This is a genomic window from Paeniroseomonas aquatica (genome assembly GCF_030409335.1).
GTDB lineage: Bacteria > Pseudomonadota > Alphaproteobacteria > Acetobacterales > Acetobacteraceae > Belnapia > Belnapia aquatica.
Window position 1 is genome coordinate 120,399 of sequence record NZ_JAUFPN010000191.1, and the last position, 21,754, is coordinate 142,152.

Genomic DNA, 21,754 nt, shown 5'->3' on the forward strand with positions numbered 1-21,754 from the left:
CCGGAAGCGGGCGTTATGCCGCCCGCACGACACCCGCGGCGCGCAGCCGCTCCAGCTCCGCCTCGCCCAGCAGCGGGGCGAGGACGGCGTGGTTGTGCTCGCCGAGCCGCGGCGCCGGACGAGCCAGGATGCCGGGCGTGCCGGACAGGCGCGGGACCATGCCATGCATCGGCAGCCAGCCGTCCGGCATCTCGTCGTCCGGCACCTCGACCACCGCCTCGCGCTCGATCACGTAGGGATCGTGCTCCAGCATCTCGGCATCCATGATCGGGCCGATGGTAACCCCGGCCGCGTCGAAATGCGCCAGCACCTCGGCCAGGCTCCGTTCGGCAATGTAGCCGGCGATGATCGCATCGAGCTCCACCCCGTGCTGCACCCGGTCGACGTTGGTGCGGAAGCGCGGGTCGGTGATCAGCTCGGCGCGGTCGATGCTGCGCAGCAGCTTCTCAGTCATGCCCTGGGTGCTGGCCGAGAGGCAGACCCAGCCGCCGTCCCGGGTCTGGTAGGCATTGCGCGGGACGGCATTGGTGCTCCGGCTGCCGGTGCGCGGCTTGAGCGTCTGGTTCAGCTTCCAGTTGGCGAGCTGCGGCTCCATCATGGTGAAGATCGGATCGAACAGCGTCAGGTCGATGACCTGCCCCTGCCCCGTCGCCTCGGCATGGCGGAGCGCGATCATCGCCGTGGCCGCGCCATAAAGGCCGGCATAACCGTCCGCCATGTACATCGGCGGCAGCACCGGCTCCCGGTCGGCGAAGCCGTTGACCGCGGCGAAGCCGGAGTAGCCCTCCACCAGCGTGCCGAAGCCCGGCTTGTGCCGGTAGGGCCCGGTCTGGCCCCAGCCGCTGACCCGGACGATGACCAGCGCCGGGTTGATGGCATGCAGCACCTCGGGCGAGAGGCCCATGAGCTCGAGCACGCCGGGGCGGAAGCTCTCGACCAGCATGGCGGCATCGGCCACCAGCCGCTTGACGATCCCGATGGCGGCCGGGTCGCGCAGCGCCAGGCAGACCGAGAGCTTGTTGCGCGAGAGGGTCTTCCAGGTGGTGGAGATGCCCTTGATGCGCCAGGCACGCAGCGTGTCGCCCTCGGGCGGCTCCAGCTTGACGACCTCGGCGCCGTGGTCGGCGAGCACCTTGGTGAGCATGTTGCCGGCCACGAGCCGGGAGAGATCGACCACCCGCAGCCCCTGCAGGGCGCCGGTGGCGGCGGGATCGAATTGATGGCGGTGCGGGTTCATCATTCGGCGCGGATATTGGCCGCGGTTGCCACCTCGCGCCAGCGGAGGAGGTCGGCATGCAGCACCGTAGCGAATTCCTCCGGACCGCCCGGCGACGGCGTCGCCCCCTCGGCATCGTAGATGCGCCTGAGGCTCGGCTCGGCCAGCGCGGCGTTGGCGGCGGCATGGATGGCGGCGCGGACCTCCGGCGGCACGCCTTTCGGCGCCAGCAGCCCCCACCAGATCGAGACCTCGTAGTCCAGCCCCTGCTCCTTCACCGTGGTCACCGCCGGCACCTCGGGCGGCAGCCCGCCGCCCGGCGCGGTCGCGGCGATGACCCTCACCCGCCCCTCGCGGATGGCGGCATTGGCGCTGGCGACCGTCGTGATCATCAGCGGGATGGTGCCGGCGACGAGATCCGTCACCGCCGGCGCGGTGCCACGGTAGGGGATGTGGTTCATCGTCACCCCGGCGCGCAGGCAGAAATACTCGGAGATGAAGTGGTTGATCCCGCCGGCGCCGGAGGTGCCGTAGTCGATGCTGCCCGGCCTCGCCTTCGCCCGCGCCACCAGCTCCGGCACGGTGCGGGGCGCAAAGCCCGGATTGGTCATGAGGAAGAAGGGCGCCCGCGCCAGCAGCGCCACCGCGTCGAAGCTGCCCTCGGCGTCCCAGGGTGTCTTCTGCAGCACCGCCGTGGTCGGGAAGGAGGAGGAGGTGACCATGAGCGTATAGCCATCCGCCGGCGCCTGGGCCACCTGCCCGGCGCCGATCGCGCCGCCGGCGCCGCCGCGGTTCTCCACCACGAAGGGCTGCCCCAGCCTTGCCTGCAGCCGCTCGGCCAGCGGCCGGGCGATGACGTCGTTGGACCCGCCCGGCGGGAACGGCACCACCACCCGCACCGGGCGGTTGGGCCACCCCGATTGTGCCCGGGCAATGGCCGGTGCCGCCAGGGCAGCGGCGAGGAGCGGGCGGCGGCCGATCATGGCTCGGCGACCACCGGGTTGCGCAGGATGCCGATGCCGCTGATCTCGACCTCCACCGTATCGCCGGGCACCAGCCAGGGCGGCGGCGTGCGGGCATGCGCCACGCCCTCCGGCGTGCCGGTGGCGATGACGTCGCCGGGCGCCAGCGGGGTGAAGGCCGAGATATACGCGATCAGCGCGGGGATGCCGAGGATCATGTCCCCGGTGCTGGTCCTCTGCCGCTCCTCGCCACTGACCCGCGTGGTCAGGGTCAGCGCCGCGGGGTCCGGGATCTCATCCGCGGTGACCAGCCAGGGGCCGAGCGGGCCGGTGCGCGGGAAGTTCTTGCCGGCGGTGACCGAGTGCTTCTGGTAGTCCCGCACGCTGCCGTCGTTGAAGCAGGTATAGGCGGCGACATGCTCCAGCGCGCGCTCGGCCGGGATATGCCGCCCGGCCTTGCCGATGACGACTGCCAGCTCGCCCTCGTAGTCGAAGTGGCCGGAATTGGCCGGCCGCCACATCGCGGCGCCATGGGCGATGATGGTATCGGCCAGCCGGGCGAAGATGCGCGGCTGCTCCGGCACCTGTCGCCCCGCCGCCTCCGCCACATGGGCGCGGTAGTTCAGCCCGACGCAGAGCACCTTGCGCAGCGGCGAGGGCACCGCCGGCAGCACGGTCACATCCGCCAGAGTGAAATCCGCGGCCGCCCTGGCATGGACCATCATCTCGCCGAGCGCGTCGGCGGCCAGCACGGCGGAGATATCGGGATAGCGGCCAAAGAGGCGGCTGCCGATGTCGACGACGCCGGCCTCGGTGACGAAGCCGTAGCTCGGTCCCGACAGGGTGGAGAAGCTGATGATCTTCATGGGGTCAGGCGGCCTTCAGCCAGAGCTGCTGGAATGCAGGGTCGAATATCCGCTCCGCCATCACCTGGCAGCGCAGCATGAGGCGATGCTCGTCCGGCCCGTAGTCGGGGATGGCATTGTGCAGGGTGCCCAAGTGATCCCAGATCAGCACGTCGCCGACCGACCAGCGATGCGCGTGCTGGTACTTCGGCTGCAGCTGGTGGGCAAACAGGAACTCCAGTATGCGGGCGCTCTCGGCCGCGTCCAGCTCGTTGATCCGCTCGGCATAGCCGGGGTTGCAGTAGAGCACGCGACGGCCGGTGATCGGGTGGCGGAGGAAGACCGGATGCACCGCCGGCGGCCGTGCCGCCCGCTGCGCCGCGGTCAGCGGCGGCCGGCTGCTGCCGGGCCGCGTGCGCATCCGCTCCCAGAAGATGTTGAAGTCATGCGTCGCGGTCATCCCGTCCAGCCGCTGCTGCACCTCGGCCGGAAGGTCGTCGTAGGCGGCGTGCATGTTGGCGAAGAGCGTATCGCCCAGCGGCCGGCCGTCCCGCATCGGCACCTCGACGGCATGGAGCACGTTCACGAAGCCGCGCGTCGCGGTATAGGTCATGTCGGTGTGCCAGTCCTGCCCTGCATCGGCCAGGCCGATCGGCGCGCCGTCGCGGCGGATGTTCGAAAGGATGCCCACCTCCGGCACCTCCGGGTCGCGGAAGCGGTCGGCGACGCCGGTCTGGATCGGGCCGAAGCGCAGGGAGAAGTCCCGCAGCGCCCGCGCCCCGATCCGCTGCCGGGGGATCCGCAGCACCCCATGCTGGCCAAGGGCCTGTAGCAGCAGCGCGAAATCCGCGTCCGCGAGCGGCTGCGCGAGGTCCAGCCCCTCCACATCGGCGCCGAGGATTCCGCCGGTCGGCACGATGCTTGGCATGGTCACGGTCCCATGATGAGGTCGGCGGGCCGGAGCAGGACCCCGGCACGGCGGTGATCATGCCAAGCACGGCGCAGCCCGCCAAGGGGAAGGGCATGGCCATGCCCGCAGCCGGAGGCGGCCATGGGCCGGACCGCGCCGTCGATCACGCCCCGCCACCTTGCCCGGCCCTTCCCCCCGCCCTACCGTTCCGCATCTGCGAAGGGGATGCGCGCATGACCGAGGACGGATTGGACCAGGACGAGGGCTTCGATCCGATCACGCTGGAGATCCTCTGGAGCCGGCTGATCTCCATCGCCGACGAGGCCGCGGCTGCCCTGCTGCGCACCGCCTTCTCCACCATCGTCCGGGAGTCGAACGACTTCGCCTGCGTGCTGATGGACCGCAACGGCGACAGCATCTCGGAGAATACCGGCGGCATCGCCAGCTTCTCCTGCATCCTGCCGAAGACGACCAAGCACTTCCTGGCCAAATTCCCGGCCGAGAGCTGGCGCCCCGGCGATTGCGTCATCACCAACGACCCCTGGCTGGCGACCGGCCACCTGCCGGACATCACCGCGGTCACCCCCATCTTCCATGCCGGCGCGCTGGTCGGCTTCGCGGGGTCCATCGCGCATAGCCCGGATGTCGGCGGCAGCCTCTGGTCGGCGGATTGCCGGGAGGTCTTCGAGGAGGGCGTCCGCATCCCGCCGATGCGGCTGATCCGCGAGGGCGTGCGGAACGAGGCGCTGCTGGAGCTGTTCCTGAACAACGTCCGGGTGCCCAATCAGGTGCTGGGCGACCTCGAGGCGCAGATCACCGCCAACGAGGTTTGCGCCGCCCGGGTCACCGAATTCCTCGAGGATGCGAAGCTGGCCGACCTCCAGGCGCTCGGCCGCGCGCTGCATGCCCGGGCCGACCGCGCCATGCGCCAGGCGATCGCCGCCCTGCCCGACGGCCGCTGGTCCGCGACCATCGAGGCGGATGGCTTCGACGAGCATGTCACCACCATCGCCGTCACCGTGACGGTCACCGGCGACTCCATGCTGCTCGACTTCGCCGGCTCCAGCCCGCAGATCGACCGCGGCATCAATTGCGTCATGAACTACACCCACGCCTATGCGGTCTATCCGGTGAAATGCGCGCTCGATCCCTTCACCCCGCGCAACGAGGGCAGCTACCGCGCCATCGAGGTCAGGGCGCCCGAGGGCAGCATCCTCAACCCGCGCTTCCCCGCCCCGGTCAGCGCCCGGCAGCTCACCGGCCATCTGCTGGCGGGCGCCATCTACCAGGCGATGAGCCCGGTCATCCCCGGCCAGGTCATCGCCGAATGCGGCGGCGCGCCGACCATGCGGGCGCTGTTCTCGGGCCTCGACCGGCAGGGCGACCGCTTCAGCCAGGTGCTGTTTGCCTCGGGCGGCATGGGCGCAAGCCCGCACCGCGACGGGCTGGCGACCACCGCCTTCCCGACCAATGCCGGCGCCGGCAGCATCGAGGCCTTCGAGAGCGTCGCGCCCCTGGTGGTCTGGGCCAAGCAGCTGCGGCCGGACAGCGGCGGCGCCGGGCAGTTCCGCGGCGGGCTGGGGCAGGAGGCGGTGATCGAGGTGCGTTCCCCGGCGCCGCTGCGGCTCTCGCTGCTGTCGGACCGGCGGGAGCATCCGGCCCAGGGGGTGCTCGGCGGCGGGCCGGGCGGCGCGGCGGAGATCGTGATGAGCGACGGCACAAGGCCGCATCCAAAGTCGCGTACCACCATCGACCCGGGGACGCGGCTGGTCATGCGCTATGCCGGTGGTGGCGGCTATGGACCCGCATCCGCGCGCGACCCGGCGGCGCTGGCGGCCGATCTGCGGGATGGCTACATCACCGATGCCTCGCCCTATGGGGGGCGCTGAGATGCCCGGCACGGCACGCATCGGCGTCGACGTCGGGGGCACCTTCACCGACCTGGTGCTGCATGATCCGCAGCGCGATGCGGTCCACACCGGCAAGCTGCTCACCACGCCGGACGATCCTTCCCGCGCCATCATCGAGGGCACGCAGCGCATCCTGCGCGAGGCGGGGCTGACGCCGGCTGACCTGCACAGCATCGTCCATGGCACGACCCTGGTGACGAATACCGTCATCGAGCGGACCGGTGCCAAGGTCGGGCTGCTGACCACCGCGGGCTTCCGGGACTCCATCGAGATCGGGCGCGAGATCCGCTACGACCTCTACGACCTCTTCCTCGAGGCGCCGCCGACCCTGGTGCCGCGCCACCTCCGCCGCGAGATCCCCGGCCGGCTGGATGCCGATGGCGTCGAGCTGCTGGCGCTGGACGAGATCGCCGTGGCGCGGGAAGTCACCGATCTGGTCGAGGGTGAGCGGATCGAGGCGCTGGCCATCGGCTTCCTGCACAGCTACCGCGACCCGCGGCATGAGCGGCGCGCGGGGGAGATCGTCCGCGCCTTGTATCCCAGGCTGGCGCTGACGCTCTCGGCCGAGGTTGCGCCGGAGATCCGCGAATACGAGCGCAGTTCGACTGCCTGCGCCAATGCCTATGTCCAGCCACGCATGCGCCGCTACCTCGACAAGCTGGAGGCGGACCTCGCCGGCATCGGCTTCGAGGGGCGGCTCTATGTCATGCTGTCGGGCGGCGGCATCGCCGCGGTGCGGGAGGCGAAGGAGTTCCCGATCCGGCTGATCGAAAGCGGCCCGGCCGCCGGCGCGATGGCCGCGGCCTTCATCGCCAAACTGGCCGGGCTCGACCGCGTGGTCTCCTACGACATGGGCGGCACCACGGCGAAGATGTGCCTGGTCGAGGATGGCGCGCCGGACCATAAATTCGACTTCGAAGCCGGTCGCCTCCGCCGCTTCGTCAAGGGCAGCGGGCTGCCGCTGAAGGTCTCGGTCGTCGACATGATCGAGATCGGCGCCGGGGGCGGCTCCATCGCCCGGATCGAGCCGGGCTCGGGGCTGATGAAGGTCGGCCCGCGCAGCGCCGGCGCCATGCCGGGCCCGGTCTGCTACGGGCGCGGCGGGACCGAGCCCTGCGTGACCGATGCCGACCTGCTGCTCGGCCGGCTGGATGCGGCCTATTTCCTCGGCGGCGAGATGGCGCTCGACCCCGACCGGGTCCGCCGCGCCTTCGCCGAGGGGGTCGCCGAGACCTTGAAGCTCAGCCCGGTCGATGCGGCGCTCGGCGTGCAGCGAATCGTCGATGAGACCATGGCGGCGGCGACCCGGATGCATCTGGCCGAGAAGGGCCGCGACCCCCGGGACTATACGCTGATCGCCTTCGGCGGGGCCGGGCCGGTGCATGCCTGGAACCTGGCGCGGCTGCTGAAGATCAGGCGCATCCTGGTGCCGCTCGGCGCCGGGGTCGCCTCGGCGCTCGGCTTCCTGGTGGCGCCGCCGGCGACCGACATGGTGCGCAGCCATGTCGGGCGGCTCGGCCGGCTGGACTGGTCGGTGGTGAACGGGTTGTTCGCCGAGATGGCCGAGGCGGGCCGCGCCCTGCTGGCGGAGGCCGGGGCCGATCCAACGACCATCATCCTCAGGCCGAGCGCCGACATGCGCCACGTAGGCCAGGGCTTCGAGATCTCGGTCCCGCTGCCCGGCATCTCACTGAGCGACGCCGATATCCCGGCAACCCGCGAAAGCTTCTTCGACAGCTACCGCACCCGCTTCGGCCGCGTGGTCGAGGACCAGCCGATCGAGGCGCTGTCCTGGCGCCTCGCCTGCGCCGCGCCGGGCCAGGATATCCGCATCCGCCTCGGCGGCACCGCGGCGCCGGCGAGCGGCGAGCCGACGCCGCGCGGCGCGCGGCCCGTCACCTTCGAAGGTCATGGCGCCCTGCCCTGCTCGGTCTATGACCGCTACGCGCTGCGGCCGGGCATGCGATTCGCCGGGCCGGCCCTGGTCGAGGAGCGGGAATCCACCTGCGTCATCGGCCCGGCGACCCAGGTCTCGGTGGATGGCGATCTCAACCTCGTGCTGGAGGCGGCGTGATGCGGCGCCGGGGCCTGTTGTTCGGCCTGGCCGCGGCGCCGGGCCTCGCGCCGGCCCAGGCGGGAGCCCAAGCCTATCCGGACCGGCCGGTGACGGTGGTCAATCCCTGGCCGGCCGGGGGGTCCTCGGACAGCGTCGCGCGGATCTTGATGCAGCGGATGTCGGCCGACCTGGGCCAGCCCTTCGTGGTGGAGAACCGGCCCGGGGCGACCGGGACGCTCGGGCATAATTACGTCGCCCGGTCGCGGCCGGATGGCACCACGCTGCTGCTCGGCACCAACAGCACCTATGCCATCGCACCGCATCTGACGGCGAGCCTCCCCTATGACAACGCGGCCGCCTTCACCGGCATTTCCCTGATCGCCAGCAGCCCGCAGATCCTCTGCGTCCATCCCGACGTGCCGGCGCGGAACCTGGCGGAATTCCTCGCCCTGGCGAGGGCCCGGCCCGATGCCTTCAGCTTCGGCACCTCCGGCATCGGCGGCACCAGCCACCTGGCGACCGAGATGCTGATGGGCATGGCCGGCTTCTCCATGGTGCACGTCCCCTATCGCGGCGGTGGCCCGGCCGCCCAGGCGCTGCTGGCCGGGGAGACCAGGGTCACCTTCATCGACCTCATCACCGCCCTGCCCTTCATCGCTGGCGGCCAGGTACGGGCCCTCGGCACCTCCACCCTGCGCCGCGCCGCCCTGGCGCCGGAGGTGCCGACCATCGCCGAGGCCGGGCTGCCCGGCTTCGACTCCTCGACCGACTTCGCCCTCCTCGCCCCGGCCGGCACGCCCGACGCGGTGGTGCGCCAGCTGGCCGCGGCCAGCGCCGCCGCGCTGCGGGCGCCGGAGGTGAAGGCGAAGCTCGAGGCCGCCGGCATCACCATCCTGGCCGAGGGGCCGGAGCAGTGGCCGGGCTACTTCGCCCGGGAGAACGCCAAATGGGGCGGCATCATCAGGGCGCGCAGCATCCGCGTGCCCTGAGGCTCAGTGGAAGGCCGAGCCGCCGTCCACGGTATAGGCGGCGCCGGTGACGTAGCTGGCCTCGCTGCTGGTCAGGAACAGCACCAGGTTGGCCACCTCCTCGGCGGTGCCGAAGCGGCGCATGGCATAGCGGGCGAGGATCGCCGCCTCGTCCGCATCGGCGATGGTGGGGGCCAGCATCGGCGTGGCGATGGCGCCAGGGCAGATGGCGTTGACCCGGATGTTCTCCGCCGCCAGATCGAGCGCGAGGGTCCGGGTCAGCATGATCAGCCCGCCCTTGGAGGCGCCATAGGCGCTGTAGTTGGGCCGCGGCACCAGCCCCGCCGCCGAGGCCAGGTTGACGATGCTGCCGCCGCCCGCCGCCCGCAGATGCGCCAGGGCGGCGCTGCAGACATGGAAGGGCCCGTCGAGGTTGACCGCCATCACGCTGCGCCACAGCGCCGCGGTGGTCTCGCTGAAATGCGCCAGGCGGCTGATGCCGGCGGCATTGACCACCGCATCCAGCCCGCCGAGCGCCGCCGCCGCCGCCGCGACGGCGGGCGCCACCGAGGCCGGATCCGCGACATCGACCGGCAGGCCGCCCACCCCGAGTTCCGACGCCGCCCGGGCCAGCGCGGCCTCGTCCCGGTCCAGCAGCACCACCTGTGCCCCTTCCCGCAGGAAGACCCGCGCGCTGGCCAGTCCGATGCCGGAGGCGCCCCCGGTGATCACCGCCCGTCGTCCCTGCAGGCGCATCCCGCCCTCCCCCGCTGTCAGGGCAGGCTCGCGCGCGCGACGGTGGGCGGCAAGCCGCCGCAGGCCGATCAGTCGTCGCGGTGGACCCGCTCCATGCGCTCATGCCGCTCCTGCGCCTCGATCGACAGGGTGGCGATGGGCCGCGCCTCCAGCCGGCGGAGGCCGATCGGCTCGCCGGTCTCCTCGCAGTAGCCGTAGGTCCCGTTCTCGATCCGCTCGAGCGCCTGGTCGATCTTGGAGGCCAGCTTGCGGGCCCGGTCGCGGGTGCGCAGCTCGAGCGCCCGGTCGGTCTCGACGCTGGCCCGGTCGGTCAGGTCGGCTTCGCTGATGCCGCCGGCGGACAGGCTCGCCAGGGTATCGCCGGCCTCCCGCAACAGGTCATGTCGCCAGCGTCGGAGCTTCTGGCGAAAATATTCCTGTTGCTGCGCATTCATGAATTCTTCGTCGTCCGTGGGACGATAGTCGGGCGGCAGGGTGATGAGCATTGTTTGGACGGCCCCAATTCCGCCGGAAACCGGGGCCCACCGCCCTGGCACCGAAGGCGGCCGGACCATACTCGTAGGCCGGCGTCCGCGCCAAGGGGTAGCGGCAACGCATTTTGGCGATAAAGCGCCGCATTCATCCAAGCGTCGCCGGGTTGCCGCGGTTTCGTCGTGCCAATTCGATCCTGGCCCTGAGCGCCACCGCCCGAACGACCTCCTGAAGCCTAGGATCGGCCCCCTCCTCGCCGGCCTCCAGTGCGGCCAGCCGCGCCAGCCGACCCGGATCCCCGCCGCCCCCGGCCAGCAGGTCGGACTGCAGCCCGGCCAGCTCCTCGAGCAGATCCTCGGCGCGCCGCTGCGCCGCGGCATCACGCTCGGCCCCGCTGCCGGATTCCTGCAGGGCCAGCAGGCTGAGCCCCGGCGCGGCCACCCCGGCGGCGGCGGCCACCTCGGCAGCGGCGGCGCCGGCCTCGGCCTGCACCCGGAAGGCCTGGCCCCGGCGGGGGGCGCCACGCGCCGGGACCGCGCCTCCCGCCCCCGCAATCCTGCCGATACCCTGCATGATCTGCCTCCTGTTCCGCCCGGTCCCGGCAAGCCCTGCCGGCCCGGAGCCGGATTGTCGTGGCATGGGCGTTGCTGCTGCCCGGCATGGGCCTCGTCGGACCCGATGCGGGAAAAGCCCGCCTTCACGATACGGAGCGCAGCGTGGCGGAAATTGCTTTCGCAAGGCCGAAGACGGCCCGCCGGTCCCGGGCACTGCCCGCGGCCTGCCGGTGCCTGATCCTCGGACTGCTGGCCGTGGCCGCCCTGGCCTGCGGCCCCGGCGGGGCGGCGGCGCAGTCGGTCCGCATCAAGGACATCGCCGATGTCGAGGGGGTGCGCGACAACCAGCTGGTCGGCTACGGGCTGGTGGTCGGCCTGGCCGGCACCGGGGACAGGCTGCGGACCGCGATCTTCACCCGCCAGTCCCTCATCGGCATGCTCGAACGCCTCGGGGTGAACACCCGCGACAACGAGGCGCGGCTGGACACCCGCAACGTCGCCGCGGTCATGGTCACCGCCAACCTGCCGGCCTTCGCCCGCCCCGGCAGCCGCATCGACATCGCCGTCTCGGCGCTCGGCGATGCCAGCAACCTCCAGGGCGGCACCCTGCTGGTCACCCCGCTGCTCGGCGCGGACGGGGAGGTCTACGCGGTGGCCCAGGGCGCCGTCGCCACCGGTGCGGTCGCCGCCCGCGGGGCCGGGGCCAGCGTGCAGCGCGGGGTCCCGACCAGCGCCCGCATCTCCTCGGGCGCCATCGTCGAGCGCGAGGTGCCCTACGCCCTGACCGGCCGCCCCACCATCCGCCTGTCGCTGCGCAACCCCGACCTCACCACCGCCCGCCGCATCGCCGCCGCGATCAACCGCGATACCGGCGGCAGCGCGGCCACCGCGACCGACCCGCGCACCGTGGTGCTGGCCATGGCCGGGCGGGAGCCGGTCGGCTTCCTCGCCGAGATCGAGCAGCTCCGGGTCGAGCCCGACCAGGTCGCCCGGGTGGTCATCGAGGAAGCCTCGGGGACCATCGTCATGGGCTCGAATGTCCGGGTCTCCACCGTCGCCATCGCCCAGGGCAACCTGACCATCCGCATCACCGAAACCCCCCAGGTCAGCCAGCCCAATGCGCTCGGCCAGGGGGAGACCGTGCAGGTCCCGCGGACCGGCATCGAGGTGGACGACCAGGCGGAGCGCCGCGTCGGCGTGCTGCGCGGCGGGGTCTCCCTGCAGGAGCTGGTGCGCGGCCTCAATGCGCTGGGCGTCGGCCCGCGCGACCTGATCTCCATCCTGCAGTCGATCAAGGCGGCCGGGGCCTTGCAGGCCGAGATGGAGCTGCGCTGATGCCGGCGCCGCTGGCCCCGCGGAATGCCGCCTCCCCGGCCGCCTCCCTGGCCGCCTCCCCGCCGGCGCTCCGCCGCGCGGCCCAGGCCTTCGAGGCCCAGGCGCTCGGCCAGCTGCTGCAGCCGATCTTCGCCACCCTCCATTCCGACCGGACGGCCTTCGGCGGCGGCATGGCGGAGGCGCAATGGCAGCCGATGCTGGTCGATGCCATGGCCCAGTCCATCACCCGATCCGGCCGCGGCCTCGGCCTGGCCGATGCCGTCCTGCGCGAGATGCTGCGCTGGCAATCCGCCGGCGACCGACCTGAGGAGACCGAACGATGATGGATGCCCTGCTGGCCGCCGGCCAACGGCTCGCGGAAGCCCTGCGCGCTGAGAACGAGGCGCTGGCGGCGCTGGACCTGCCCGGCGCCGCCCGGCTGGCCACCCTGAAGATGCAGGCCGCCGATGCCTTCGCGGCCGCCTTCGCCACCGCCCGCAAGACGGGCGCCCGGATGGATGGCCCGGAGCGGCAGGCGGCCGCCGAGCTGACCGATCAGCTTCAGTCGCTTGGCGAGGAGAACCGCCGGCTGCTGGAACGCGCCATCGCCATCCAGTCCCAGGTCATCGAAACCATTGCCGGGGCGGCCCTGCCGCGCAGCGGCACCGGCAGCTACGGCGCGGCGGGCCGCCCCGCCGCCGGGCGGCAGCCGCCCGCCCTGGCCATGACGACGCGGATCTGACGGGGTCCGGAGGCCGCGACGCTGCCGCAGCCTCCGGCTTCAGCTCAGGGCTGCTTGACGACCAGGGTCTTCACCTCGTCCATCGCCTCGGTGAAGCGGCGGTTGAGCAGGCTGAGCGCCTCGGTATTCGACTTCTGGATGAGGTCGGCCACCTCGCGCATGTTGCCGACCGCCTTCTCGTAGGCGCCCTTCAGCAACTCGGCCTGGCGGGCCGCCTTGGCCTGCGGCGTGTCCTGCGAGGACATCGCCTTCACCACGTCGGTCATCTCCGACATGGCGGACTGCAGGATCTCCATGTGGCGCCGGGCCACCGCCTGGGCACCCTCGAGCGCGACCCGGTTGGCCGCCGACAGGGCCTCGAGGTTGCGGCGTTGGGCGGAGGCGAGCGCCTCCATGTCCGGCATCCCGGGCAGGCGGAAGTCGGCGAGCATGCGCATGATGTCGGTTTCCGGCTTGAAACCGCTGGGATCTGACATGGATTTTTTCTCCGCCCGGTTGTGACTTGTGGCGAGCATAGACTAGCCCCTGGGGCGCGGCCGGTCAAAGTGAATGCTGCACCGCAGCAAAATCAGTCGCGCACCGAATCCTCCGGCTCGAGCCGCAGGCTGCGGGCGACCTGCTCGGCCCGGTCCAGCGCCCGGTCGAGCGCCGCCATGGTCGGGCCGAGGTCGGCGGTCGCATCCTCCCGCCAGGCGCGGATCGTCGCCAGCCAGACCGCGGCCAGGCCCTGGGCCCGCAGCAGCCCCGCCAGGCCGCCGGCACTGAGCCCGGCCGCTTCCAGCATCCAGGCCATGGACCGCGGCATCCCGGCCAGCAGCGGCAGCGCCAGCAGCGGGTCCCGCTTCAGATCCTCGACCAGCCGCAGGATGCCGGCCCGGTGCGGCTGCAGGGCATCGACCCGCCGCATCAGCACGTCGAAGACGCGGTCGCGGGGCGTGTTGGAATCGAGCGCCATGCCCGGCACGACCCCTTCCAGCACCTGCTGGTCCGCCACCCGCGCATGCAGCGCCAGCAGGGCGCAGGGGCTCGGGCAGCGCCGGCGGATCTCCGCCGCCGGGACGCCGGAGGCCTCGGCGACCCGGCGCATGCTGAGGCCGGGCCAGCCATGGGCCGCCACCACCTGCCAGAGGCCGGCGACCAGGCGGCTATCGGTCTCGTGTGTCTCGCTCATGCCGCTAGAGTGTGGGCATCGCCGGCCCCGACGGAAGGGGGTTCAACCGCCGAGCTCGCGGGAACGCTCGGTCGCGGCGGCGATGGCGCGGGACATCAGCGCAGGCCAGGCGGCGCTCTCCATCAGCACCGCCAGCGCCCGCTCCGTGGTCCCCTTCGGGCTGGTCACCGCCTTCCGCAGGGTCGCCGCGTCATCCTGGCTGGCCCCGAGCAGGGCGCCCGAGCCGGCGACCGTGGCCCGGGCCATCCGGCGGGCGAGGTCGGCCGGCAGGCCTTGCTCGATCGCCGCCGCCTCCATCACCTCGGCCAGCAGGAAGACATAGGCCGGGCCGCCGCCGGAGACGGCGGTGACCGGGTCGATCAGCGCTTCCTCCTCGACCCAGGCCACCTCCCCCACCGCCGAGAGCAGCCGGTCCGCCAGCGCCCGCTGCGATGCGGTCACCCCCGGCCCGGGGAAGGCGACGGTGAAGCCCTGGCGCACTGCGGCCGGGGTATTCGGCATGGCCCGCACCACCGCCGCCCCCTCGCCCAGCATCGCGCGGATGCCCTGGGTATTGCGCCCCGCCATGATCGACACGAACAGGGTTTGCGGTCCGGCCAAGTGGGCGAAGGCGGGCAAGGTGGCGGCGGCTTCCTGCGGCTTGATGGCCAGCACCACGGCGGCGGGACGGAAGCCGGCGGGAACCTCGGCCGGGCTGGCCACATGGGTCACCCGCCCGGCGAAGCCCGCCACCGCCGCGGCATGGGGCTCGACCACCACAGGGTTGCTGAGGCCATTCTCCAGCCAGCCGGCCAGCATGGCCCCGCCCATCTTCCCGCAGCCGACCAGCAGCAGCGGGGGCAATGCAGTCTTGTCCATGGCCTGTTCCCCCGTGATTCGGGGGCAGGCTGTCAGGCCTCGCCGACGCAGTCCAGCATGGCCGCCTGCAAGGCATCCGCCGGCGGCTTGCCGCCCCAGAGGACGAACTGGAAGGCGGGGAAGAAGCGCTCGCATTCGGTCAGCGCGATGTCGACCATGTCCTCGAGGCTTTCCGCGCTGGCGCCCGGCGCCCCGCGCAGCAGCACGGAATGGCGGAAGACCGGCACGCCGTCGTCGGATTCCAGCCCGAAATGGCCGATCCAGAGCTTCTCGTTCGCCAGGGCCAGCAGCTCGAACAGCTTGGACCGGCCCTCGGGCGGCACCTTCATGTCGAAGGCGCAGGAGAAGTGCATGGCGCTGATCTCCGACGACCAGGAGAAGTAGAGACCGTAGTCGCACCACTTGCCCGGGGCCTCGGCCGCCATCTCGCCGTCCGAGCGGCGCTCGAAGCTCCACTCATTGGCGGCGACGATCTGTTCGAGGACGTCGAGGGGGTTGTGCGCATGTTCGCGCTCAAGGGCCAGCAGGCCGGACATCGCGCACCTCCTCACTCGTCTGCGAAGGTCCGGCGGCCGATCCTGCCCCGATATATTGGGTGAATCGGCCTCAGGGCCCACCAGGGATAGATTACGCAGGGGATACAGGCCGCCGCAAGTGCAGCGGCGCCCCCCCCCCCGCGCCCGGCTCAGCCGCCGCCGATCGGCGGCGGGTTCTTCATGGTCCCCTCGATCGGCGGCGGCGCCTCGGGCGTGCCGCCCCCGGTCGCCGCCGCTTCCAGGGCGACATCCTCGGCCGATCGGGGGGCCAAGTCCGGCTCCGGCCCGGCGGCCGGCGCCGCCGCCTGGCCGAGCTTCGCCTCGAGCGCCGCCACCCGCGCCTCCAGCACCTCCTGCGCCTCCCGCGCCCGGCGGGCCAGTTCCATGGCGGCGTCGAGGTCCTCCCGCTTCACCAGGTCCAGCCGCTGCACCATCTGGTCCACCTGGCTGCGGACCGCGGCCTCGACCTCGCCCCGCACCCCGGCCAGGGCGGAGAAGGCGCCGCCGGCGACCCCGGCCAGGTCGTCGAACAATCCGCCGCGCTTCTTGCCGCCGCTCGTGTCGCTCATGCCCTCGTTCCTCTCGATGACCGGCCGCGGCCGGGTGCTCTTCACAGCCCGCGTTGCCGGGGCCTATACCCCCCGCCACCAGGCTCGGCCATGTGGCGCGCCGGAATGGGGGGCGTCGGATGTATCTCGTCACGGGCGGCGCCGGTTTCATCGGCTCCAACCTCGTGGCCGCGCTTTGTGCCCGCGGCGCGGAGGTGATGGTGATGGACCGCCTGCGCCAGGGCGAGAAGTGGCGGAACCTGGCCAGGCACCCGATCGCCGGCATCCTGCCGCCGGAGGCGCTCGAGGATTTCTGGGCGACCCGTCCGCCCCTCACCGCCGTGCTGCACCTCGGCGCCATCAGCGCCACCACCGCGACCGACGGCGACCTGGTGGCGGCGACCAACCTGACCCTGCCGCTCCGGCTCTGGTCCGGCTGCGCCGAGCGAGGTATCCCCTATATCTATGCCTCCTCCGCCGCGACCTATGGCGACGGCGCCCTCGGCTTCGAGGACGATGCCTCCCCGGAGGCCCTGGCCCGGCTGCGGCCGCTCAACCTCTACGGCTGGTCGAAGCTGGCCTTCGACCGCCGCGTCGCCGATCTGCTGCGCCGCGGCGCGCCCCGGCCGCCGCAATGGGCGGGGCTGCGCTTCTTCAATGTCTACGGCCCGAACGAGGCGCACAAGGGCCGCATGGCCAGCGTGCTCTTCCACAAGTTCCAGCAGGTGATGCGCGGCGAGCCGGCGACGCTGTTCCGCTCGGACCGCGCGGGCATCGCCGACGGCGAGCAGCGGCGCGACTTCGTCCATGTCGACGACTGCGTCGCGGTGATGCTCTGGCTGCTCGACAACCCGCAGGCCTCGGGCCTCTTCAACCTCGGCTCCGGCCGGGCCCGCAGCTTCCGCGACCTGGTCGGGTCGATGTTCGCCGCGCTCGGCCGCCCGGCCGATATCCACTACATCGACATGCCGGCCGACCTCCGCGGCAAGTACCAGTACTTCACGGAAGCGCCGCTGGACCGGCTGCGCGCGGCGGGCTTCAACGCCCAGATGACCCCGCTCGAGGACGGCGTCCGCCGGACCGTGCAGGAGTTCCTCATGCAGGAAGACCCATTCCGCTGATGCTCTTCGCGATCCCCTTCCCCGTCATCGACCCGGTGCTGGTCGCGGTCGGGCCGCTGGTCATCCGCTGGTACGCGCTGGCCTATATCGCCGGCATCGTCGGCGGCTGTTGGCTGGCGCGCCGGCTGGTGGCGCTGCCGCCGGTGGTGGCGAACCGCCAGCAGATCGACGATTTCGTCACCTGGACGACGCTCGGCATCATCCTCGGCGGCAGGCTCGGCTACGTGCTCTTCTACCGGCCGGACTACTACCTGTTCCACCCGCTCGAGATCCTGGCGGTCTGGCAGGGCGGCATGAGCTTCCACGGCGGCGCGCTCGGCGTCATCGTCGCCGTCTTCCTCTTCTGCCGGCAGCAGAAGCTGGACCCATTGGGCTTCGGCGACCGGGTGGTGGCGGTGGTGCCGATCGGGCTCTGCTTCGGGCGGCTGGCCAATTTCATCAACGGCGAGCTCTGGGGCCGGGTGACGGATGTCCCCTGGGGCATGGTCTTCCCGACCGGCGGGCCGGAGCCGCGCCACCCGAGCCAGCTCTACCAGGCGGGGCTCGAGGGCGTCGCGCTCTTCGTCCTGCTGCAGGTGCTGGTGCATATCCCGGCGATCCGCGCCCGCCGCGGCTTCGTCGCCGGCGCCTTCCTCGCCGGCTACGGCGTGGCGCGGGGGATCGGCGAGATCTTCCGCCAGCCGGATGCCTATCTCGGCTTCCTCTTCGCCGGGGCAACCATGGGGCAGTTGCTCTCGGTGCCGATGGTGCTGGTCGGCGCCTGGCTGATGCTGCGGGCCAGGCCGTCCCCGATGGTTCCGGCCGGGGCACGCCCGAGCTGAGCGCCCCCGAGCGCCTCGACGCCTTCATGGCCCGGGCCGCGGCGGCCTATTATGCCGGGCCCGATCCCTTCGGCCGCGCCGGGGATTTCACCACCGCCCCCGAGATCTCCCAGGCCTTCGGTGAATGCCTCGGCCTCTGGGCAGCGGTGACCTGGCAGGCGATGGGCAGCCCGGCGCCGGTGGTGCTGGCCGAGCTCGGCCCCGGCCGCGGCACCCTGATGGCCGATGCGCTGCGGGCGATCGGCGAGGTGATGCCGGCCTTCCGCGCCGCCCTGTCGGTGCATCTGGTGGAGACCTCGCCCGCCCTCCGCGCCGCCCAGGCCCTCGCGGTGCCCGATGCCCAATGGCATGCGGGGATCGAGGGCCTGCCCGCCGGCCCCGCCATCATCCTCGCCAATGAATTCTTCGACGCGCTGCCGATCCGCCAGTTCATCCGGCGCGCGGACGGCTGGCGGGAACGCTTCGTCCAGGATGGCCGCTGGCAGGAGCAGCCGCCCGAGGCCGCGCCGCCGCTGCCGGAGCCGGCGCCGGAGGGCACGGTGCTGGAGCACTGCGCCGCGGCGCTCGGGATCGCCGCGGCCCTCGCCGCCCGCGGCGCGACCCTGCTGGCGCTGGACTACGGCCCGGCCGAGGATGGCTTCGGCGACAGCCTGCAGGCGCTGGCAGCCCATGGCCGGGCCGACCCGCTCGCGCCCCCGGGCAGCGTCGACATCACCGCCCATGTCCGCTTCGCCGCCCTGGCCGCGGCGGCCCGGCAGTCAGGCGCCGCCGTGCATGGCCCGCTGCCCATGGGGCTGTTCCTGCAGCGCCTCGGGCTGATGAGCCGCGCCGCCATACTGGCCCGCAGCAATCCCCGCCAGGCCGGGCTGATCCTCTCGGGGGCGGAGCGGCTGGTGGCGCCGGAGGGGATGGGGCGGCTGTTCAAGGCGCTCTGCCTGTGCCATCCCGGGCCGACGATACCTCCGGGCTTCGAGCCAGCATGAATTCCGCCGAGTTCCTGACCACCCCGGCGCTCGCCGCCGCCGCCGGGCTGCGGCACGGCTTCTTCACCCGCCGCGGCGGGGTCTCGGAAGGTCCCTGGGCGGCGCTCAACTGCTCGCTCTCGGGCCAGGACGACCGCGAGCGGGTGCGGGAGAACCGTCGCCGCGCCGCCGCCGCCCTTGGCCTGCCGCCGGAAGCCCTGCACGGGCTGACCCAGGTGCACGGGATCGCGGTGGCGGAGGTGGGGGCCGCCGGCTGGCGCGAGGGCGAAGGCCCCGCCGCCGATGCCATGGTCACCCGCCATGCCGGCGTCATGCTCGGCATCGTCACCGCCGATTGCGCCCCGGTGCTGTTTGCCGACCCGGTCGCCGGCGTCATCGGCGCCGCCCATGCCGGCTGGCGCAGCGCGGCCGGCGGGGTGATCGAGGCGACCATCGATGCCATGGCGGCGCTCGGCGCCGCGCCGGGGCGGATGCTGGCCGCGGTCGGCCCCTGCATCGGCCAGGCGAGCTACGAGGTCGGCCCCGACCTGCGCGAGGCCGTGCTCGCCCGGGACGGCGCCGATGCCCGCCACTTCGCCCCGGGCGCCCGGCCCGACCGCTGGCAATTCGACCTGGCCGGCTATTGCGCCGCCCGCCTCGTCGCCGCCGGCATCGCCACCGTCGAGCTGGCGGCAATCGACACCCTGGCCAACGGGGACCGCTTCTTCAGCCACCGGCGGCGGACCCTCGCCGGCGGCGGGCCGATCGGCCACCAGCTGTCCGCCATCGCCCTCGCGATCCCCGACTGAGCGACCGTGCCATGCCCTACTTGGTCCAGTTCTTCGTCCTCACGCTTCTCACCATCATGGTCGCCTGTGCACTCCTTTAGGTTCCTCCTGCTGCTTCCCCTGCTGCTCGCCGGCTGCGGCGACCTGCCGCAGCCCTTCCGTGGCCGGCCGGGGGCGCAGGCCAGCCGGCTGGCGGTGCCGCTGGCCATCCGCCTGGCGGTCTTGCCCCCGAGCGAGGCGCTGCTGACCGATGCCGGCGCGCTCGAACTGGCCGAGCGCGTCGCCGCCGCCCTGCAGGCCGAGGAGGTCCCGGCGGTCGCCACCGACCGGCCCCTGCCGCTCGACTGGCGGGTGGACATCATGGCCGATCGCCGCGGCGAGACGGTGCTGCCGCGCTTCCGCCTGCTCGATGCCGATGGCCAGCTGCAGGCCGCGGCGGAAGGCGCGCCGGTGCCGATCGGCGCCTGGGCCGAGGCCTCGACCGAGACCTTCACCACCATCGCCGCCCAGGCGGTGCCGAAGCTGACCAGGCTGCTGATGCAGGTGGAGGCGGCGCGCAAATCGACCGATCCACAGGCCCTGGCGGCCGGGCCGCCGCGCATCCGGCTGGTCGGGGTGAAGGGGGCCACCGGCGACGGCAACACCGCCCTGACCGCCCGCATGCGCGAATTCCTCGGCAATGAGGGCTTCGTCGTGCAGGAGGTGGCGGATGGCGCGGCCTATGCGCTCGAAGCCGACGTGACCCTGGCGGCCGGGACCTCGCCGCGCCAGCAGCGGGTCGAGATCCAGTGGATCGTCAGCCGGCGGGACGGCGAGGAACTGGGCCGGGTGATCCAGATCAACGAGGTACCGACCGGCCGGCTGAGCCGGCTCTGGGGCGACATCGCCTATGCGGCGGCGGAGGAAGCCTCGGCCGGCGTCCGCACCGTGGTCGCCAATGCCCAGCCGCCGGCCGAGCCGCCGCCGACCGCGGCCCAGCCGGTCACCCGCTAAAGCGGTTTCCGTTCGCGCCGGCTCACGGAGCCCACTCTAGCGTGTTGTCCTGGCGAGCAAATATCTCCGGTCTGATGAGTCCATCAGAACGGAGTTTGCTCTAGGAGCCGGCCAGGCCCCGCACCGCCTCGAAGCCGACCGCGAGGCGGCCGAGGTTGAGCTGCAGCTCCCCGCCGCTCGGCCGGGTCGCCGCGGTCGCGGTGCCGACCACCGTCGCGGTGACCGGCCGCGACGCCCCGGCCGCGTCCCGCCCGGCGATGGCGAAGCGATAGGCGCCATCCGGCTGGCGCACCCCGTTGGCGTCCCGGCCGTTCCAGCGCCAGTCCTGCGTCACCGTGCCCAGCGCGACCGTCTGTTCCTGCAGGGTGCGGTTGCCGGCATCCAGCACCCGGATCACCGCCTGCTTGGCGGCATCCGCCGGCGGCAGCCGCAGGGTCGCCACCCCGTTCTGCAGGCTGAGCCGGTCGCTGTCGACCTCCACGGTCTGGCCCATCAGCGGCGCGGCGGCGGTGAGCTGCGCCGTCTGCTGCAGGCCGATCAGCCGGGTCAGGTTGGTATTGGCGGCGATCTGCTGCTCGACCGAGGCGAAGGCGACGAGCTGGTTGGTCATCTCGTTGGTGTCCATCGCCTTGGTCGGGTCCTGGTTCTTGAGCTGCGTGGTGAGCAGCGTCAGGAAGGTGTTGAAATCCCCGGCGATGCCCGCCGGCTTGGCCGCCGTGGTCGCGCTGGCTACCGCGCTGCCGGCCTGGATGCTGCCGCTCATCGGTGTGCTCCCTCAAACCGCAATGTCGAGCAGGGCGAGGCTGGCCGCCGCGGGCCGGCTCGCCTCGGTGGCCAGGGCCGGTCCCTGCCCCGCCCATCCCCCGGCGCCGGCGCCCGGCGGCTGGCCCTGCCGGCCGGGGCCCTCACGGCCGGGATCGCCGGAGGCGAGGCCGAATTGCAGCGCCCCCTCCGCGACGCTGACACCGGCCTGGCCCAGCGCGCGGTCCAGGTCGCGGGCATCGCGCTGCAGCAGCGCCAGCGTCTCCGGCCGCTCCGCCAGCACCCGCACCGAGCTGGCCTCGCCATCGGCGCCCCGCTCGATCCGGATCTCGACCCGGCCCAGCGATTCCGGCTCCAGCGCCACCGTCAGCCGCGGCGCCTGGCCGGAGCCCAGCGCCAGGGCGATGGTGACCTGGGCCACCTGGCGGGCCGGCGGCGGTGGCGGGGCGGTGCGCGCCGCCGCCGCCGCCGGCGCCGGCGCGGGCTCGGC

The 21,754-nt window shown here is 72.7% G+C and carries 25 protein-coding genes; 11 read left to right on the plus strand and 14 right to left on the minus strand.

Annotation, left to right across the window (positions count from 1 at the left end):
• Positions 1–13: 13 nt before the first annotated feature.
• Genes QWZ14_RS23595 through QWZ14_RS23610 form a run of 4 tightly spaced genes read right to left on the minus strand, consistent with a single transcriptional unit; the run spans position 14 to position 3,951 of the window.
• Positions 14–1,237: a CaiB/BaiF CoA transferase family protein gene (locus QWZ14_RS23595; RefSeq protein WP_290319401.1), complete on the minus strand. Its 1,224-nt coding sequence runs from the start codon at positions 1,235–1,237 to the stop codon at positions 14–16.
• Positions 1,237–2,199 (minus strand): tripartite tricarboxylate transporter substrate-binding protein, encoded by a 963-nt coding sequence (locus QWZ14_RS23600; protein ID WP_290319402.1) that lies wholly within the window; start codon positions 2,197–2,199, stop codon positions 1,237–1,239. The genes QWZ14_RS23595 and QWZ14_RS23600 overlap by 1 nt, the downstream gene beginning before the upstream one ends.
• A complete protein-coding gene (locus QWZ14_RS23605) occupies positions 2,196–3,044 on the minus strand; it encodes a fumarylacetoacetate hydrolase family protein (protein ID WP_290319403.1) in 849 nt (282 codons plus the stop codon). The genes QWZ14_RS23600 and QWZ14_RS23605 overlap by 4 nt, the downstream gene beginning before the upstream one ends.
• 4 nt (positions 3,045–3,048) lie before the next feature.
• Positions 3,049–3,951 (minus strand): TauD/TfdA dioxygenase family protein, encoded by a 903-nt coding sequence (locus tag QWZ14_RS23610; RefSeq protein WP_290319404.1) that lies wholly within the window; start codon positions 3,949–3,951, stop codon positions 3,049–3,051.
• 215 nt (positions 3,952–4,166) lie between these two features.
• Here QWZ14_RS23610 and QWZ14_RS23615 point away from each other — a divergent pair, with 215 nt between their 5' ends.
• From QWZ14_RS23615 to QWZ14_RS23625, 3 genes are read left to right on the plus strand one after another with little or no spacing between them, the layout of a single operon-like run.
• Positions 4,167–5,822 carry a hydantoinase B/oxoprolinase family protein gene (locus tag QWZ14_RS23615; protein ID WP_290319405.1) on the plus strand — a complete coding sequence of 552 codons (1,656 nt, stop codon included), beginning with the start codon at positions 4,167–4,169 and terminating at the stop codon, positions 5,820–5,822.
• A gap of 1 nt (position 5,823) precedes the next feature.
• Positions 5,824–7,917, plus strand: coding sequence for a hydantoinase/oxoprolinase family protein (locus QWZ14_RS23620; protein WP_290319406.1), 2,094 nt, complete (start codon positions 5,824–5,826; stop codon positions 7,915–7,917).
• The gene (locus QWZ14_RS23625) at positions 7,917–8,888 is read left to right on the plus strand and encodes a Bug family tripartite tricarboxylate transporter substrate binding protein (protein WP_290319407.1); all 972 of its coding nucleotides are present in this window, start codon (positions 7,917–7,919) and stop codon (positions 8,886–8,888) included. The genes QWZ14_RS23620 and QWZ14_RS23625 overlap by 1 nt, the downstream gene beginning before the upstream one ends.
• A 3-nt stretch (positions 8,889–8,891) precedes the next feature.
• Here the strand turns inward: QWZ14_RS23625 and QWZ14_RS23630 are convergent, their stop codons facing one another.
• From QWZ14_RS23630 to QWZ14_RS23640, 3 genes are all read right to left on the minus strand, one after another.
• Positions 8,892–9,623, minus strand: coding sequence for an SDR family NAD(P)-dependent oxidoreductase (locus tag QWZ14_RS23630; RefSeq protein ID WP_290319408.1), 732 nt, complete (start codon positions 9,621–9,623; stop codon positions 8,892–8,894).
• 68 nt (positions 9,624–9,691) lie between these two features.
• Positions 9,692–10,108, minus strand: coding sequence for an RNA polymerase-binding protein DksA (gene dksA / locus QWZ14_RS23635; RefSeq protein ID WP_290319409.1), 417 nt, complete (start codon positions 10,106–10,108; stop codon positions 9,692–9,694).
• Between the two features lie 133 nt (positions 10,109–10,241).
• The gene (locus QWZ14_RS23640; RefSeq protein WP_290319410.1) at positions 10,242–10,667 is read right to left on the minus strand and encodes a flagellar assembly protein FliX; all 426 of its coding nucleotides are present in this window, start codon (positions 10,665–10,667) and stop codon (positions 10,242–10,244) included.
• 236 nt (positions 10,668–10,903) lie between these two features.
• Between QWZ14_RS23640 and QWZ14_RS23645 the strand changes: the two genes are divergently transcribed.
• From QWZ14_RS23645 to QWZ14_RS23655, 3 genes are read left to right on the plus strand one after another with little or no spacing between them, the layout of a single operon-like run.
• Positions 10,904–11,983: a flagellar basal body P-ring protein FlgI gene (locus QWZ14_RS23645; protein WP_353959335.1), complete on the plus strand. Its 1,080-nt coding sequence runs from the start codon at positions 10,904–10,906 to the stop codon at positions 11,981–11,983.
• Positions 11,983–12,306, plus strand: coding sequence for a rod-binding protein (locus QWZ14_RS23650; RefSeq protein ID WP_290319411.1), 324 nt, complete (start codon positions 11,983–11,985; stop codon positions 12,304–12,306). The genes QWZ14_RS23645 and QWZ14_RS23650 overlap by 1 nt, the downstream gene beginning before the upstream one ends.
• On the plus strand, positions 12,303–12,704 hold the full coding sequence (locus tag QWZ14_RS23655; protein WP_290319412.1) for a hypothetical protein: 402 nt from the start codon (positions 12,303–12,305) through the stop codon (positions 12,702–12,704). Before QWZ14_RS23650 ends, QWZ14_RS23655 begins: the two co-directional genes overlap by 4 nt.
• Before the next feature lie 44 nt (positions 12,705–12,748).
• Here QWZ14_RS23655 and QWZ14_RS23660 read toward each other — a convergent pair whose 3' ends face one another.
• The 5 genes from QWZ14_RS23660 to QWZ14_RS23680 all read right to left on the minus strand — a co-directional run bounded on the left by QWZ14_RS23660 (position 12,749) and on the right by QWZ14_RS23680 (position 15,838).
• Positions 12,749–13,180: a phasin family protein gene (locus tag QWZ14_RS23660; RefSeq protein ID WP_290319413.1), complete on the minus strand. Its 432-nt coding sequence runs from the start codon at positions 13,178–13,180 to the stop codon at positions 12,749–12,751.
• 92 nt (positions 13,181–13,272) lie between these two features.
• Positions 13,273–13,875 (minus strand): TetR family transcriptional regulator, encoded by a 603-nt coding sequence (locus QWZ14_RS23665; RefSeq protein ID WP_290319414.1) that lies wholly within the window; start codon positions 13,873–13,875, stop codon positions 13,273–13,275.
• A gap of 42 nt (positions 13,876–13,917) precedes the next feature.
• Positions 13,918–14,733, minus strand: a complete 816-nt coding sequence (proC, locus tag QWZ14_RS23670; protein WP_290319415.1) for a pyrroline-5-carboxylate reductase — start codon at positions 14,731–14,733, stop codon at positions 13,918–13,920.
• A 32-nt stretch (positions 14,734–14,765) separates the two neighbouring features.
• Positions 14,766–15,269, minus strand: a complete 504-nt coding sequence (locus QWZ14_RS23675) for a type III secretion system chaperone family protein (protein ID WP_290319416.1) — start codon at positions 15,267–15,269, stop codon at positions 14,766–14,768.
• Positions 15,270–15,418: 149 nt separating this feature from the next.
• The gene (locus tag QWZ14_RS23680; RefSeq protein WP_290319417.1) at positions 15,419–15,838 is read right to left on the minus strand and encodes an accessory factor UbiK family protein; all 420 of its coding nucleotides are present in this window, start codon (positions 15,836–15,838) and stop codon (positions 15,419–15,421) included.
• A gap of 119 nt (positions 15,839–15,957) precedes the next feature.
• On the opposite strand from QWZ14_RS23680, the gene rfaD reads away from it, so the two are divergent.
• The 5 genes from rfaD to QWZ14_RS23705 all read left to right on the plus strand — a co-directional run bounded on the left by rfaD (position 15,958) and on the right by QWZ14_RS23705 (position 20,502).
• Complete coding sequence (gene rfaD, locus QWZ14_RS23685; RefSeq protein WP_290319418.1) at positions 15,958–16,938, plus strand: ADP-glyceromanno-heptose 6-epimerase; 981 nt, start codon at positions 15,958–15,960, stop codon at positions 16,936–16,938.
• The gene (lgt, locus tag QWZ14_RS23690) at positions 16,938–17,759 is read left to right on the plus strand and encodes a prolipoprotein diacylglyceryl transferase (RefSeq protein ID WP_290319419.1); all 822 of its coding nucleotides are present in this window, start codon (positions 16,938–16,940) and stop codon (positions 17,757–17,759) included. The genes rfaD and lgt overlap by 1 nt, the downstream gene beginning before the upstream one ends.
• Before the next feature lie 26 nt (positions 17,760–17,785).
• Positions 17,786–18,742, plus strand: a complete 957-nt coding sequence (locus tag QWZ14_RS23695; protein WP_290319420.1) for a class I SAM-dependent methyltransferase — start codon at positions 17,786–17,788, stop codon at positions 18,740–18,742.
• Complete coding sequence (locus QWZ14_RS23700) at positions 18,739–19,530, plus strand: polyphenol oxidase family protein (RefSeq protein WP_290319421.1); 792 nt, start codon at positions 18,739–18,741, stop codon at positions 19,528–19,530. The genes QWZ14_RS23695 and QWZ14_RS23700 overlap by 4 nt, the downstream gene beginning before the upstream one ends.
• A gap of 66 nt (positions 19,531–19,596) precedes the next feature.
• Complete coding sequence (locus QWZ14_RS23705; RefSeq protein ID WP_290319422.1) at positions 19,597–20,502, plus strand: hypothetical protein; 906 nt, start codon at positions 19,597–19,599, stop codon at positions 20,500–20,502.
• A 100-nt stretch (positions 20,503–20,602) separates the two neighbouring features.
• On the opposite strand, the gene QWZ14_RS23710 is transcribed toward QWZ14_RS23705, so the two are convergent.
• Together QWZ14_RS23710 and QWZ14_RS23715 are read right to left on the minus strand one after the other, a co-directional pair.
• The gene (locus tag QWZ14_RS23710; protein WP_290319423.1) at positions 20,603–21,265 is read right to left on the minus strand and encodes a flagellar hook assembly protein FlgD; all 663 of its coding nucleotides are present in this window, start codon (positions 21,263–21,265) and stop codon (positions 20,603–20,605) included.
• A gap of 12 nt (positions 21,266–21,277) precedes the next feature.
• Positions 21,278–21,754 (minus strand): flagellar hook-length control protein FliK (locus tag QWZ14_RS23715; protein ID WP_290319424.1); only part of this gene is annotated, 477 nt, incomplete at its 5' end.

What these genes read in the sequence shown, in the direction of transcription:
- QWZ14_RS23595 (WP_290319401.1), bottom strand. Translation starts at nt 1,237, where the DNA reads ATGAACCCGCACCGCCATCAATTCGATCCCGCCGCCACCGGCGCCCTG.
- QWZ14_RS23600 (WP_290319402.1), bottom strand. Translation starts at nt 2,199, where the DNA reads ATGATCGGCCGCCGCCCGCTCCTCGCCGCTGCCCTGGCGGCACCGGCC.
- QWZ14_RS23605 (WP_290319403.1), bottom strand. Translation starts at nt 3,044, where the DNA reads ATGAAGATCATCAGCTTCTCCACCCTGTCGGGACCGAGCTACGGCTTC.
- QWZ14_RS23610 (WP_290319404.1), bottom strand. Translation starts at nt 3,951, where the DNA reads ATGCCAAGCATCGTGCCGACCGGCGGAATCCTCGGCGCCGATGTGGAG.
- QWZ14_RS23615 (WP_290319405.1), top strand. Translation starts at nt 4,167, where the DNA reads ATGACCGAGGACGGATTGGACCAGGACGAGGGCTTCGATCCGATCACG.
- QWZ14_RS23620 (WP_290319406.1), top strand. Translation starts at nt 5,824, where the DNA reads ATGCCCGGCACGGCACGCATCGGCGTCGACGTCGGGGGCACCTTCACC.
- QWZ14_RS23625 (WP_290319407.1), top strand. Translation starts at nt 7,917, where the DNA reads ATGCGGCGCCGGGGCCTGTTGTTCGGCCTGGCCGCGGCGCCGGGCCTC.
- QWZ14_RS23630 (WP_290319408.1), bottom strand. Translation starts at nt 9,623, where the DNA reads ATGCGCCTGCAGGGACGACGGGCGGTGATCACCGGGGGCGCCTCCGGC.
- dksA (WP_290319409.1), bottom strand. Translation starts at nt 10,108, where the DNA reads ATGCTCATCACCCTGCCGCCCGACTATCGTCCCACGGACGACGAAGAA.
- QWZ14_RS23640 (WP_290319410.1), bottom strand. Translation starts at nt 10,667, where the DNA reads ATGCAGGGTATCGGCAGGATTGCGGGGGCGGGAGGCGCGGTCCCGGCG.
- QWZ14_RS23650 (WP_290319411.1), top strand. Translation starts at nt 11,983, where the DNA reads ATGCCGGCGCCGCTGGCCCCGCGGAATGCCGCCTCCCCGGCCGCCTCC.
- QWZ14_RS23655 (WP_290319412.1), top strand. Translation starts at nt 12,303, where the DNA reads ATGATGGATGCCCTGCTGGCCGCCGGCCAACGGCTCGCGGAAGCCCTG.
- QWZ14_RS23660 (WP_290319413.1), bottom strand. Translation starts at nt 13,180, where the DNA reads ATGTCAGATCCCAGCGGTTTCAAGCCGGAAACCGACATCATGCGCATG.
- QWZ14_RS23665 (WP_290319414.1), bottom strand. Translation starts at nt 13,875, where the DNA reads ATGAGCGAGACACACGAGACCGATAGCCGCCTGGTCGCCGGCCTCTGG.
- proC (WP_290319415.1), bottom strand. Translation starts at nt 14,733, where the DNA reads ATGGACAAGACTGCATTGCCCCCGCTGCTGCTGGTCGGCTGCGGGAAG.
- QWZ14_RS23675 (WP_290319416.1), bottom strand. Translation starts at nt 15,269, where the DNA reads ATGTCCGGCCTGCTGGCCCTTGAGCGCGAACATGCGCACAACCCCCTC.
- QWZ14_RS23680 (WP_290319417.1), bottom strand. Translation starts at nt 15,838, where the DNA reads ATGAGCGACACGAGCGGCGGCAAGAAGCGCGGCGGATTGTTCGACGAC.
- rfaD (WP_290319418.1), top strand. Translation starts at nt 15,958, where the DNA reads ATGTATCTCGTCACGGGCGGCGCCGGTTTCATCGGCTCCAACCTCGTG.
- lgt (WP_290319419.1), top strand. Translation starts at nt 16,938, where the DNA reads ATGCTCTTCGCGATCCCCTTCCCCGTCATCGACCCGGTGCTGGTCGCG.
- QWZ14_RS23695 (WP_290319420.1), top strand. Translation starts at nt 17,786, where the DNA reads ATGGCCCGGGCCGCGGCGGCCTATTATGCCGGGCCCGATCCCTTCGGC.
- QWZ14_RS23700 (WP_290319421.1), top strand. Translation starts at nt 18,739, where the DNA reads ATGAATTCCGCCGAGTTCCTGACCACCCCGGCGCTCGCCGCCGCCGCC.
- QWZ14_RS23710 (WP_290319423.1), bottom strand. Translation starts at nt 21,265, where the DNA reads ATGAGCGGCAGCATCCAGGCCGGCAGCGCGGTAGCCAGCGCGACCACG.